Consider the following 12,694-nt stretch of genomic DNA (forward strand, 5'->3'; position numbering starts at 1 on the left):
CTCTGGTGGGCTGCAGGATCAGAAGGGTTACTTCTGGCCCTTGAAAAGGCGGTAGACGACAAAACCCGCAAACCACGCCATGGCGACGCTGGCCAGGCCAAGGAGAACGAGGAAGAAGATTTCAAATGCGAGTACAGACATGATGCAATCCTAACCGTTAGTAGATGAGTAGTTTGTCTATGAAGTAAGCCAAGGCCCCCACAGCCCAAACGGGCGCCACGCCCATTCCTACCGCTGCCGGGATATTGAGCCGCCCCCGCCGAAGGGTGGTCATCCGACGGAAACACACCAGGACCGATCCCACCACCACGCCCACCAAAGCTGCAGGAAGCACGGCGATATCCGAGAAAACCAGACCTGCCAGCGGTCCCATGAGGCCGGCCATGACCACGCCCAGCGGAGCCACAATGCGGTCCGGCCAGCGAATGATTCCCACCATCAGGGCAACTGCCGCACTCAGGCCAGCCACGAGGACCATCTCCTTGACGCCATTGAACCGCGCACTGGCGATCCACCCCGCGCCCAGGCAATTCAGCAGAACGCCGGCGGAGCAGCCAAGAGTTGATTCCAGGCGTTGGGCCTGCCCCGTACCCCTGATCAGTTGGACCACGAACACCGCCATCACGCCCAAAGCCACGAACGCCGGGGTACCGTCCAGGAAACCGGGCGCTGGCACATAGGCAGCAGCGATAGCCGCTCCTGCACCGGCAAGCCCAATAACGGCGGCCAACGTTTTCTTGGCGGGAACAGCCAGGAAATGCGGCCAACCGATCCCCACAGCCGCGGACGCCGCGATTCCAGCACCCACCATGGCTTCCCGGGAAACGAAGGTGCTGGACACGATGGCTGCGAGCGCCACGAGTCCGAATACCCCGATGCTCCAAGACTTCACTGTGTGCCGACCTCAATCCGATGTGCCTTACGACCTTTCGACAATCCTGCCTTAAGCCGGCCCAATATGTCGTAATTCCGGTGCTTGCCTGTCACGAATCCATGTGTCGCAAGGCACTGATGGGTATACTCAGACTTCAACAGCGCACTGTGTTCGCCGCGATCCCGTTACAACGGTGGAGGCGGACCATGTGTTGTGACCGACCGGTGAGACTCCGGTTTCGACGCCCGATGATGCGCGTACAGCCCATTGGAGGAACTATGTCGCACATCCTGCTCCTAACGAACAGCACCGGCTCTTCGGTGGACATTTTGCCTGCCTTGGAGTTGTTGAACCACCGTGTGCACATCCTCCCGGCAGAACCCACCGCATTACTGGAAACCGACCCCACGGACATCGTCTTCCTGGACGCCCGCAAGGATCTTGTGGGCGCCCGTTCACTCACCCAGTTACTGAAGGCCACCGGCCTCAGCGCGCCGCTCATGCTGATTCTTACCGAAGGCGGCATGGCAGCCGTCTCCTCCGCATGGGCAGTGGATGACATTGTTCTGGACTCTGCGGGCCCGGCCGAGGTGGAAGCACGCATCCGCCTCGCCATGGCGCGGGCCGTCACCGGCGAAGAAGAGACCCAGACCGAGATCCGGGCCGCCGGCGTCGTGATTGACGAGGCCAGTTACACCGCACGCGTCAACGGCCAGCCTCTGAACCTGACGTTCAAAGAATTTGAACTCCTGAAGTACTTGGCGCAGCACCCCGGCCGGGTCTTCACCCGCCAGCAGTTGCTGACCGAAGTCTGGGGCTACGACTACTACGGAGGCACCCGGACAGTGGACGTCCACATCCGGCGGCTTCGCGCCAAGCTGGGCGTGGACCACGAGAACCTGATCAGCACGGTCCGCAACGTTGGCTACCGGCTCACCCTTGTTCGCCTCACGGACGAAGAGTTGTCCGAGGCCTGAACGGGCGCTGAAGGTCAAAGGGAACGATCAAAGGAAAAGGCCAGGATCCACGCGGATCCTGGCCTTTCTGTATTTCTTGGTGGAGGACATACGGGTCGAACGTATCGAGGCCACCCCACTGGTGGATCCCCCCCTGCGTTGACTGACGGACAAACCGCAAAGCCGAACGAGATAACGAGACTACCTCCCATTTGGAGGGACATCAAATCACAGGCCTTGCAGCGGGCGTATAGCCTTGCATCATGAGTCACGCGCACCCGGAAAACTGGCCCGTACTGATCATTGCCGGCGCCCTGGACAGTGAGGTCCTCAAGGACGTCACCGCCCTCGCCGCTGCCGCAGCGGAGTCCGACGGGAATCCTCCGTTCTCCGAGCAGACGTTGGTCATGCTGCGCGGCGCAGACTCCGGAGAGCACTCAGCGCTCTCCTTCGTCCTGTATGCCCCGGACGAGGACTCAGATCCGGCCACAGCCGAAGACCTGGCGGGCGTCGCCGTCGTCGTCGGAAGTGGTGACGGAACCGGCGTGCTGGAGTTGGCCGTCCACCCCAGCTATCGCAACCAGGGAGTGGCCGGGAAGCTCCTGGGCGCCTTGCAGGGCAAGCGGGGCCTCAATGGATTGAGCGCGTGGTCGCATGGCAACCACGAGGCCGCTGCCGAGCTCGCCACGCGCTTCGGTTACGGTCCTGCGCGGGAACTGTGGAAGATGAGGCTGATGTCGTCCACCGCCGCACTGCCCGACGCCGGGCTCCCGGACGGTGTTTCGCTCCGCGCCTTCGTGCCGGGCCAGGATGAGCAGGCGTGGCTGGCAGCCAACAAGGCGGCCTTCTCCCACCACCCTGAACAGGGTTCCATGACCTTGGCGGATCTTGAGGCTCGCAAGGCTGAAGACTGGTTCGATCCCGAAGGTTTCCTCCTGGCCGTCAACACCGAGGGCGAACTGTTGGGATTCCACTGGACCAAGGTCCACCCCCGGCAAGGTCCGCACCCGGCAATTGGCGAGGTCTACGTGGTGGGTGTGACTCCCGCGGCGCAGGGTTTGGGCCTGGGTAAAGCACTTACAGTCGCCGGCATCAAGCACCTCCAGGAACAAGGCCTGCACGCTGTGATGCTTTATGTGGACGCCGACAATGAGCCAGCAGTAGCTCTATATCAGAAACTCGGCTTTGTTCGTTGGGACACCGATGTGATGTATGGGCCTTTAACCAAAAATTAACCTGACGGGATCACTTGCCGGAAAGCAGGTGACATCTTGGATTCGAGCACCGGAATTGCTTGTAATGTGGGAGGAAACCCCGTCCTGAGCTTAGGAGAAACCCATGCAGCCGGACCCCGTCGGCACCGCCGGATCCACCTCGAAGGGAGCAACATTGCCCCCGCGCTTCGGATCTTCGGAAGTGCCGGCTTCGCGAGCCACCCAGGACCGCATCGATATCCCGGAATTCGCACCGAGCCTGGAACCCGAAGGCGACATCTCCCCGGACCGGTTCCTGGACCGCGAGCTGAGCTGGCTGGCCTTCAACTCCCGTGTTTTGGAGCTCGCTGAGGATCCGGAGCTTTTCCTCCTGGAACGTGTCAGCTTCCTGTCCATTTTTGCCTCCAACCTGGACGAATTTTTCATGGTCCGAGTGGCCGGCCTTAAGCGGCGCATCGCCACGGGCTTGGCTGTGCCCTCCCCTGCCGGGCTGAGCCCCATCGAAGTACTGGAGCAGATCAGCGAAGAGGCCCACAGGCTGCAGGAACGCCACGCCAAGGTCTTCGCCGAGCAAATTCGCCCGGCACTGGCCTATGAGCACATCCACATCATGCACTGGCATGAACTGGATGAGGATGCCCGCCACCGGATCAGCATCATGTTCCAGGAGAAGGTCTTCCCCATCCTGACTCCGCTTGCCGTTGACCCGGCGCACCCCTTCCCGTATATCTCGGGCCTCTCCCTCAACCTTGCCGTCATCGTCAGCAATCCGATCAGCGACAAGGAACTCTTTGCCCGCGTCAAGGTGCCGGACCAGCTGCCCCGCCTCATTTCCGTGGACGGACCGCGTGCAGGCGCCATCCCCGGCCGTGTGGCCAGGTTCATCGCGCTGGAAGAAGTCATTGCCGTCCACCTGGACAAGCTGTTCCCCGGCATGGAAGTCCTGGAGCACCACACCTTCCGGGTCACGCGTAACGAGGACCTGGAAGTCGAAGAGGACGACGCCGAGAACCTCCTGCAGGCGCTGGAGAAGGAACTCCTGCGCCGGCGTTTTGGTCCTCCGGTCCGCCTCGAGGTCACTACTGACATCAACCCGAACATCAAGGCCCTGCTGATCCGCGAACTTGGTGTTGAAGAGTCTGAGGTGTATTCCGTTCCCGCGCCCTTGGATCTCCGCGGACTGTCAGCCATCAGTGCCATTGATCGCGCTGATCTGCATTACCCCAAGCATGTCCCGCACACCTCTCGATACCTCAACGAGTCAGAGACTTCCAAGGCCGCAAACGTCTTTGCCGCGATGCGGCGCAGGGATATCCTGCTCCACCACCCGTATGACTCGTTCTCCACCTCCGTCCAGGCTTTCCTGGAGCAGGCGGCCGCGGATCCCAAGGTGCAGGCCATCAAGCAGACCCTGTACCGGACCTCGGGCGACTCCCCCATTGTTGACGCCCTCATTGATGCCGCCGAGGCAGGCAAGCAGGTTCTGGCCCTTGTTGAAATCAAAGCCCGCTTTGATGAGCAGGCCAACATCTCTTGGGCGCGAAAGCTCGAGCAAGCGGGCGTTCACGTGGTGTATGGCATCGTGGGCCTGAAGACTCACTGCAAGTTATCCCTGGTGGTCCGGCAGGAAGTGGACGGCCTCCGCCGCTACTGCCACATCGGAACCGGCAACTACCACCCGCGCACAGCACGCTATTACGAAGACCTCGGTTTGCTGACCGCCAACGAGCAAGTGGGCGAAGACCTGTCCAAGTTGTTCAACCAGCTCTCCGGGTACGCCCCGAAGTCCACGTTCAAGAGGTTGCTTGTTGCTCCGAGATCGGTGCGGGCTGGCTTGATGGACAGGATTGAAAACGAAATCCGCCATGCCCAGGCCGGCGCTCCCGGGCTGGTGCAGATCAAGGTCAACTCCATGGTGGACGAAGCCATCATCGATGCCCTCTACCGGGCTTCGCAGGCCGGCGTGAAGGTTGACGTCGTGGTGCGCGGCATTTGTTCCCTGCGCCCCGGTGTCCCGGGACTCAGCGAAAACATCAGGGTCCGTTCCGTCCTGGGCCGCTTCCTTGAACACTCACGCGTCTTTGCCTTTGGCAACGGTGGCGAGCCTGTGGTCTTCATCGGCTCCGCGGACATGATGCACCGCAACCTGGACCGCCGCGTGGAGGCGCTGGTCCAGCTGGCCAGCAAGGAAGACACAGCGACTGTCATGGACCTGATGCGCCGCTACGTCGACGACGGTACCGCCAGTTGGCACCTGGACAACAGCGGACACTGGACCAGGCATCACGTGGATGAGGATGGCAAGCCGTTGCTGGACATGCAGTCCTGGCTCCTCGCCTCCCGCTCACGCCAGCGTGCTGCGGCCCGGCGGTAAGGACACAGTTGAACAGCGATACACCCGTGGAGGATCAATCAGACCACCCCGGCGAGCCGGTGGCCGTTGTGGCCGCCGGCGCCATCCCTTGGCGCATGACCAAGGGTGGCCTGGAGGTTCTCCTGATCCATCGTCCCCGTTACGACGATTGGTCTTGGCCCAAAGGAAAGCTCGACGCCGGGGAAACAGTTCCCGAGTGCGCTGCCCGTGAAGTGTGGGAGGAGATAGGGCTTCAAGCCCCGCTGGGCATACCTCTTCCGGCTATTCACTACCATGTCAGCGCAGGTTTGAAGGTGGTCAGGTACTGGGCGGTGAAGGTCAACGGCGCCCAGCTTCGGCCCGACGGCAAAGAAGTGGACAGCGTCATGTGGTGCAGCCCGGACCGGGCAGCGGGCTTCTTGAGCAACCCCACGGACGTGATGCCCCTCGAATTCCTGGAGAAAGCCCATGTCCGCGGCGAACTGGACACGTGGCCGCTGGTGTTGATCCGTCACGCCAAGGCAAAGCCCCGGTCTTCGTGGACCAAGGCGGAGGGTGACCGTCCTCTGGCTGCCACGGGCCAGCGCCAGGCAGTGGCCGTCCAGCGCCTCTTGGAGGTGTGGAAACCTCAACGTGTTGTGACCAGCCCATGGGCCCGCTGCGTGGCCACCATTGCCCCCTACGCCAAGGCGAGCGGGGCCAAGGTGAAACTGGTGGAGGCCTTGACGGAGCACCACCACCAACGCTCCCCCAAGAAGACTGCTGCGGCCGTTGAAGCTTTGTTCGACAAACAAGTGCCCATTGCCGTGTGCACCCACCGTCCGGCCTTGCCCACGGCGTTGAAGCAGCTGGGCCAGCACATGTCTCAGGCCCTGCGTGCACTCCTTCCCACGACGGATCCTTTTCTTTCTCCCGGCGAGGTGATTGTGTGCCAGGTGGCCCGGGGCTCCGAGCGGAAGATCGTGTCCGTGGAACAGGTCAAGCCGTTCGACGACTAGCCGCTAAGCGTCTTTGACCCCCGGGACTTTTGTATCAAATGCTTGATACATTGAATGAAGCATTTGATACCAAGACTTGGGGGTCTTTGACGTGCTTTTCAGCCTGCCACCGCTGTTTTTCCTGGGACCGGTAGTCGGTGCCATCGTCGTGTACCTGTTCCTGAGGATGCAGGTTTGGTCCAAACCGGATGCCCAATCCGTGGCCTCCCACGGACTCTGGGTGGGAATCATTGGGTGGATGGCCAGTTCCTTACAGGGTGCCATGAGCGCCGGAATCATTCGCGCGAGTCCCCTGGGATCAAGCGCTCCCGTAACTCCGGAGCAGATAGCCAGCGCGCTTGCATGGCCCATTCTTGCCTGCCTTACCGTCCACGCACTCGGTCAGCTGAGTTACCCCGCGCCCAAGGCACCACGCCGGTACGCCGAACTGAAGGTCCGGAGAATCAGGGACTTCCTTCCCCGCAAACTAGCTTGGACCACGGCAGCCATCTTCGGCTACGCAGCTTTGGCCATTGCTTGGATAGCCACGCTCACGGCCCACCAGCCGGTGCTGTCCACCCCACCGGGCTTAGTGCCTCCCATGGACAACGGTTACTCGGGCCAAGGTCAGGACGGTCGGATTCCGGGCTCGGAACTGGCGCTTTGGCTCGGCGGGGCCCTGGTTGTCCTGGCCGCAGGAACGTTGTTGGTTCTCCTCCTGATCGCCCGCCGTCGCCAATTGGAAACGCTCGACGGCGATGACAACCGAACGCTTCGGACCATCGCCACCAACAGGTTGCTAAGGACTGTGGCCACCATCGCTGCCGGACTGGCCACCATCGCCGGAAACTTCGCAGCACAGCCAAGCCCCGGAGCTTTGTGGCAGTCGTCCTGGTTCAACGTGCTGGGGCTGATCAACATGGGAGTCCTCGCGGCAATGTGGTGGTGGCGGGTGCCTGAACTTCCCTCGATCCCCAGAGCCCCTCAAGCCACGAGCGCAAAAACACTTCGTTCCGATCCCCTCATCCACGGAGCCGCCCGGCTCAGTATCTCCCTTGGTGCAGTGTTGGGCGTAGTGGGCGGCCTTGCACTTGTGGCAGGCGTTGCCGCGATCCTCGTGGCCACACGCCCCCTTGATACGCACGCTTTTCCCATCGTGACCGCCCTGGCCGCTGCCGCCCTCTTGATAGCTATTACGGCCGGCGAGGTGCTGATGGCTCGAAATTATGGCCAACCCGAAGCCAAGGTCCATTGGCCGCGGCAGCCTGTTTCGCGAGGACTGCTCTCCTTCGCGATCGGAAGCGCCGTGATTCTTGCCGTCGCCGTGGCGTTCGCCGTGGCTGCGGAGGCACAGTCCTTCGACCCCAAGACCTGGCCGGCTGCCCTTCTGCTCACCGCTGTAGTCGCCGCGACAGGTGCGGCGGCCATCATTGCCGTGCGCCGCCGTCGTGGTATTCCGGAAAGTGAGGGCGAGGCTGGACTGGACGCGGCCTTGAGGGCCATCAGCATGTACCGCATCGTGAGGACTCTGGCCGCTTACTGCCTGGGGCAGGCGGCAGCGCTGCTGATGATCACCGGCGACGCTTGGTACAGCGTGTTTTCACCCGGCAGCGGTGAATATCCCTTGGCACCCAGCCCGGCTATTACCGTTGGCATGGTCCTGGCTGCCATCGCCGTGATCGTTGCAGTGGTACCAGTGCGCAGCCTACTCGGCACTATCCCCCGCGGTGAGCCCGCCAGCCATGGAGAGCGAGCCCAATGACAGCCGGAATCACCGTGGATCTCGCGGATCCCGTCCCGCCCTACGAGCAGATCCGCAGGCAACTCAGCTCACTGATAGCAGTCGGCATCCTGGAACCCGGAAGCCGCCTGCCCACAGTCCGCAGCCTGGCCGCCGACCTGGGCATCGCTGCGGGCACTGTGGCACGTGCCTACAAGGAACTCGAGCAGTCCGGGCTGATCGAATCACGACGACGGAACGGGACCATCGTCGTCGGGCCGCCCCGGGTGCAGCACGGCACGGCGGGGGGAGATGCGGCGGTGATGGCCGCCGTCGACGGTTTGATCCGGACGGCTCGTGACGCGGGCGTGGGTGATGAAACGCTCATTGATCTTCTTCGCGGCCGGCTGGCAAGTAAGCTGGACTCGTGAGCATCCCCACCCCTTATGAAGACCTCCTGCGCGATGTCATGGCTAACGGCACGCACAAGTCGGACCGCACCGGAACCGGAACACGCAGCGTTTTTGGCCGCCAATTGAGGTTCGATCTTGCCGAGAGCTTCCCGCTGATCACCACCAAGCGGGTTCACTTCAAATCCGTGGCTGTGGAGCTCCTGTGGTTCCTGCGCGGCGATTCGAACGTGAAGTGGATGCAGGACCAAGGCGTCTCCATCTGGGACGAATGGGCGGACGCCGACGGCGAGCTGGGCCCCGTTTATGGAGTGCAGTGGCGCAGCTGGCCCACTCCCGACGGCGGGCACATCGATCAGATCTCCGAGCTCATGACCAACCTGGCCGCCAACCCGGATTCCCGGCGCCACATTGTGTCCGCGTGGAATGTTTCCGAGCTCAAGGACATGGCGCTGCCCCCGTGCCACGCGTTCTTCCAGTTCTATGTGGCTGACGGCAAGTTGTCCTGCCAGCTGTACCAGCGTTCGGCGGACACGTTCCTGGGCGTCCCCTTCAACATTGCCTCCTACGCCCTGCTGACCCGCATGGTGGCGCAGCAGCTTGGGCTTGAGCCGGGCGAATTCGTCTGGACCGGCGGAGATGTCCACGTCTACGACAACCACGTGGATCAGGTTTCCGAGCAGCTCAGCCGCGAGCCGTACGAGTACCCGCAGCTGAAGATCCTCCGCACACCGGACTCGATCTTCGATTACACGCTGGACGACTTCGAGGTTGTGGACTACCGCCACCACCCCACCATCAAGGCGCCGATCGCGGTATGAGCACGCCATCTTCAGACGTTCCGGCCCAAGTCCCCGGTGTCATCTTCACCCAAGAGACCGCGGCCCGCATGACCGGCATCGGACTGGTCTGGGCTCAAACCACGGCCGGCGTAATTGGCAAAGACGGGTCCATGCCGTGGCACCTGCCCGAGGACCTCAAACACTTCAGCCAGCTCACCACGGGACACCCCGTCATCATGGGCCGCAAGACCTGGCTGTCGTTCCCCGAAAAGTACCGCCCCCTCCCCGGCCGCACCAACATTGTGGTGACCCGCAACGCTGAGTGGGCTTCCACGCCCGAGGCCGAGGGTGCCGTCGTGGTTTCCTCCCTTGATGCGGCCCTGTTGGAATCTCAATTCGCACCGGGTGGCCAAAAAGTGTGGATCATTGGCGGCGGCGAAATCTTTGAACAATCCATGGGCATCGCCAACCTGGCCGTCATCACCATCATCGACGCCGACTTGGAAGGCGACACCTATGCCCCCGAGCTCAGTGACGACTGGACCTTCGACGCCATAGCCCCGTCCGAAGGCTGGCTCACCGCCAAGAACGGCACCAATTACCGGTTCACCACATGGCGCCGGAACGCAAGCCAGAAAAGCCAGGAAGACTAAGCATGCTGAAGAAACCCGAAACACTGTTCGTGCTGGGCTACATGCTCCTGCCGCTTTTTGCCCTGATCTCCGCCATTGTGGGACTCACCATGATCCTGGGCGGCAACAAAATTGCCGGGATCATCGTGCTGATCGTTGTCACGCAGGTGTTTACGTTTGGTGCGTTCTTTGCCCTGCGCAAGCGTAAGGCTGTCCTGCTGCAGGAACACGACGCCGGCCTCTAGCCCGGGCGGTCGGCTTGCGGGCCGCTGTGGCGGGTGCCGTCGTCGTGCAGTGCGTGCGTGACGTAACCAACAGCGGCACTGAGCCCCGAAAGTTTAGACTTGGGAAATGACTACAGCAGCTAATCCGTCCGTTGGACTGGTCGGTTGGCGTGGCATGGTCGGATCCGTCCTGATGCAGCGCATGCAGGACGAGAACGACTTCGCCAACATCAACCCGGTATTTTTCTCCACCTCGAACGCAGGAGGTGCCGCCCCGTCCTTCGCTGAGGGGGCAGGCAAGCTCGAGGATGCGTTCGACATTGAGACGCTGGCCAAGCTGCCGATTATTGTCACCGCCCAAGGCGGCGACTACACCAAGCAGGTCCACGGCGAGCTCCGCAACCGCGGCTGGGACGGCCTGTGGATTGACGCTGCGTCCACCCTGCGCATGAACGACGATTCGATCATCGTGCTGGACCCCATCAACCGCGACGTCATCGACGCCGGCCTGTCCGGTGGCGTGAAGGACTTCATCGGCGGCAACTGCACGGTTTCCTGCATGCTGATGGGCCTCGGCGGCCTGTTCAAGAACAACCTGGTGGAGTGGGGCACGTCCATGACCTACCAGGCTGCCTCCGGTGGCGGCGCACGGCACATGCGTGAACTCCTCAACCAGTTCGGCACCCTCAACAACGAGGTCAGCAGTGAGCTGGACGACCCCGCGTCGGCCATCCTCGAAATCGACCATAAGGTTCTCGCCGCACAGCGCACCGGTGTTGACGCCACCCAGTTCGGCGTGCCTCTGGCCGGCTCCCTCATTCCGTGGATCGATGCCGACCTCGGCAATGGCCAGTCCAAGGAAGAGTGGAAAGCCGGAGTGGAAACCAACAAAATCCTCGGCACCGGCAACGGCACCGCAGGGAAGGACCACATCGCCATGGACGGCCTGTGCATCCGCATCGGTGCCATGCGCTCACACTCCCAAGCCCTCACGCTCAAACTCCGCGAAGACCTGTCCGTGACGGAAATCGAGAACCTCCTGGCCAAGGACAACGAATGGGCCAAGGTTGTTCCCAACACCAAGGAAGCCTCCATGGCTGACCTGACCCCCGTGGCCGCCTCCGGCACACTGGACATCCCGGTGGGCCGCATCCGCAAGCTCGAAATGGGCCCGGAATACATCAGCGCCTTCACCGTGGGAGACCAGCTCCTCTGGGGTGCAGCCGAGCCGCTCCGCCGCATGCTCAACATTGTGACCGGCAAGCTCTAGTCCTCCCCCAGGCTGAGTTCACCAGGCTGAGTTCGTCTTCAACCCGCTCTTCCGTTGCTGCCCGGCAACGGAAGAGCGGGTTTTCGACGTCTTAGGGGCTCAACCGCCGGCTCAGCCCGCCATGAACTTCAGGTAGGCGCGGCCCTGGGCCTGGAACGTACGCTCAGCGGCCGGACCCAGTTCCCCCGCGAACGGCTCCGACGTAGCCCCCGTGGCCTTGCCGCCGACTGTCCTGGCCCACGTTCCCACCACTTCGCCGCCGGACACCATGATTCGTTTGAACACCCCGTTCCTGCCCGGCACCACCAACTCCGCAAACTCGGGAGCCAACACCAGGCTCCGGTCCTGGTAGCCGAGCAGGTATTCGTCGAACCCCGGGAGCGCCAGCAACGAGCGTGAGCCGGGGACGCCGTCGTCGAGCATTGCCGCCGTTTCCGGTGAGAGCCAATAGCTACTGCCGCCGAACTGCAGCTCAACCAAGCCGTCCTGCACCTCGTTGAGGGCAGCCCGGGCCTCGGTGAGGGGAACCTGGCTCCACCAGGCAAAGTCCTTGATGGTGGCTGGGCCGTGGCTCCGGACGTATCGGAACAGCAGCTCGGCAATCCCCTCCTGGCGATCCAGCTCCCTCGAGTCCGGAATCCACTCGTCGAACGGCACGAACAGCTGCTGCACACCCACTTTGCCGTTAGTCCCTGCCATGGGCCCTTGTACCAGCCACGCACGCTGGCACAGGCTCCCCAACAAGTGGATGCCCCGCTGGGCTTTAGTGATTTGCCCAGCGTCCTCGAAAGCTTGGAAAAGCTGCTCACGGCTGGCTCCTGGCGCACCCCCTGCTTTGAGGGCCTCCGCGGTTTTGAAGGCGATGTCCCTGCAATGGCTGATGTCCTCGGACGTGATGCCGAGTTCACGGTGGCGCCCAGCCAAGGACTTCATCAGTCGGCCACTGGTGATGCCCAAAATCCACTGGAGATCTTCGGGGGCCACTAAGTGGAGCGTCCCGCGCATGGGCCATGAACGGACTACTGTCCCGGCGTCGAGGGCTGCGCGAACGTCCGAGGCAGCCTTTCCAGGTACCCGCTGCCCAACGGCCCACAAGGCTGAACCCAAGTCCTGCGCCTGCATGCACGTCATCCACCGGACCGCGTCCGGAACCGTGGGAAAACCTCCGCCCACCAGACCTTGGCTGACAAGCCGCAAACGGCCCATGATGCGGGGAGTGGGAGTGGTTCTCTCGGCAGGCATGCTTCATCCTAAAAGGACCGCCCAGCACAGGGAACCTTGC

The 12,694-nt window shown here is 62.5% G+C and carries 12 protein-coding genes; 10 read left to right on the forward strand and 2 right to left on the reverse strand.

Annotated elements, in window-relative coordinates:
• Window positions 1-157: 157 nt before the first annotated feature.
• Window positions 158-892 carry a hypothetical protein gene (locus AR689_RS20815; RefSeq protein ID WP_062073224.1) on the reverse strand — a complete coding sequence of 245 codons (735 nt, stop codon included), beginning with the start codon at window positions 890-892 and terminating at the stop codon, window positions 158-160.
• A 260-nt stretch (window positions 893-1,152) separates the two neighbouring features.
• Here AR689_RS20815 and AR689_RS20820 point away from each other — a divergent pair, with 260 nt between their 5' ends.
• The 10 genes from AR689_RS20820 (at window position 1,153) to asd (ending at window position 11,412) form a co-directional block, all read left to right on the forward strand.
• Window positions 1,153-1,851 (forward strand): winged helix-turn-helix transcriptional regulator, encoded by a 699-nt coding sequence (locus tag AR689_RS20820; protein WP_024817619.1) that lies wholly within the window; start codon window positions 1,153-1,155, stop codon window positions 1,849-1,851.
• 242 nt (window positions 1,852-2,093) lie between these two features.
• Window positions 2,094-3,065: a mycothiol synthase gene (gene mshD / locus AR689_RS20825; RefSeq protein WP_062073226.1), complete on the forward strand. Its 972-nt coding sequence runs from the start codon at window positions 2,094-2,096 to the stop codon at window positions 3,063-3,065.
• Between the two features lie 103 nt (window positions 3,066-3,168).
• Window positions 3,169-5,418: an RNA degradosome polyphosphate kinase gene (locus tag AR689_RS20830; protein ID WP_062073228.1), complete on the forward strand. Its 2,250-nt coding sequence runs from the start codon at window positions 3,169-3,171 to the stop codon at window positions 5,416-5,418.
• An 8-nt stretch (window positions 5,419-5,426) separates the two neighbouring features.
• Entirely contained in the window at window positions 5,427-6,395 is a 969-nt protein-coding gene (locus tag AR689_RS20835; protein ID WP_062073230.1) for an NUDIX hydrolase, read from the forward strand.
• A 91-nt stretch (window positions 6,396-6,486) separates the two neighbouring features.
• Window positions 6,487-8,136 carry a hypothetical protein gene (locus AR689_RS20840; protein ID WP_231745614.1) on the forward strand — a complete coding sequence of 550 codons (1,650 nt, stop codon included), beginning with the start codon at window positions 6,487-6,489 and terminating at the stop codon, window positions 8,134-8,136.
• The gene (locus AR689_RS20845; RefSeq protein WP_062073233.1) at window positions 8,133-8,525 is read left to right on the forward strand and encodes a GntR family transcriptional regulator; all 393 of its coding nucleotides are present in this window, start codon (window positions 8,133-8,135) and stop codon (window positions 8,523-8,525) included. The genes AR689_RS20840 and AR689_RS20845 overlap by 4 nt, the downstream gene beginning before the upstream one ends.
• A complete protein-coding gene (locus tag AR689_RS20850) occupies window positions 8,522-9,325 on the forward strand; it encodes a thymidylate synthase (protein ID WP_062073235.1) in 804 nt (267 codons plus the stop codon). The genes AR689_RS20845 and AR689_RS20850 overlap by 4 nt, the downstream gene beginning before the upstream one ends.
• Window positions 9,322-9,939: a dihydrofolate reductase gene (locus AR689_RS20855; RefSeq protein ID WP_062073237.1), complete on the forward strand. Its 618-nt coding sequence runs from the start codon at window positions 9,322-9,324 to the stop codon at window positions 9,937-9,939. The genes AR689_RS20850 and AR689_RS20855 overlap by 4 nt, the downstream gene beginning before the upstream one ends.
• Window positions 9,940-9,941: 2 nt before the next feature.
• Entirely contained in the window at window positions 9,942-10,163 is a 222-nt protein-coding gene (locus tag AR689_RS20860) for an NF038396 family protein (RefSeq protein ID WP_062073239.1), read from the forward strand.
• A 106-nt stretch (window positions 10,164-10,269) separates the two neighbouring features.
• Entirely contained in the window at window positions 10,270-11,412 is a 1,143-nt protein-coding gene (gene asd / locus AR689_RS20865) for an aspartate-semialdehyde dehydrogenase (RefSeq protein WP_024817628.1), read from the forward strand.
• A gap of 111 nt (window positions 11,413-11,523) precedes the next feature.
• On the opposite strand, the gene AR689_RS20870 is transcribed toward asd, so the two are convergent.
• Window positions 11,524-12,654: a winged helix DNA-binding domain-containing protein gene (locus AR689_RS20870; RefSeq protein ID WP_062073241.1), complete on the reverse strand. Its 1,131-nt coding sequence runs from the start codon at window positions 12,652-12,654 to the stop codon at window positions 11,524-11,526.
• Window positions 12,655-12,694: the final 40 nt, after the last annotated feature.

This window comes from Arthrobacter sp. EpRS71 (assembly GCF_001512285.1).
Lineage (GTDB): Bacteria > Actinomycetota > Actinomycetes > Actinomycetales > Micrococcaceae > Arthrobacter.